The organism is Oleiphilus sp. HI0067, assembly GCF_001635735.1.
Map to the genome: position 1 here is coordinate 1 of NZ_LWFI01000794.1, position 396 is coordinate 396.

The 396-nt window shown below is 41.9% G+C and carries 1 protein-coding gene; it reads left to right on the forward strand.

The genetic code is table 11. The features are described 5' to 3' along the window. Positions 1-191: 191 nt before the first annotated feature. Positions 192-396, forward strand: a 205-nt coding sequence (locus tag A3739_RS28725; RefSeq protein ID WP_156502489.1) for a hypothetical protein, incomplete at its 3' end; no start/stop codon positions are given.

Genomic DNA, 396 nt, shown 5'->3' on the forward strand with positions numbered 1-396 from the left:
ACAAAATACAGCGAAAACAAAATAATTCGAACCAACTTCAGCATCGTCAAAAACTACCTAACGCAATGTAATACAGAGGCGCACAGTATAGTGTTTGAAACAAAAGTACAGATAATTTTTGTGAGATTTCGCGTCACAAAAAAGATGAGCTACGCTTTACGCAGAAACGAGTAAGCTTTTTAGGTGTTCTCTTGTACATACACAGCTTTATATTCCTTATTCTTATTAGCCTTCATCTGATTGCCCCTTTGTCTTATGCGGACTCTAGCGTCACAAGCGCAGGCGATGTCCAGACACCCGTTGACGCCGAAGAAAAATCTACTTCAGAGGATACGCCTGAAACCGAAGATTTATATTCAGTCGCGAACGCCGAATTCCGTGATGCACTGAGCGCAG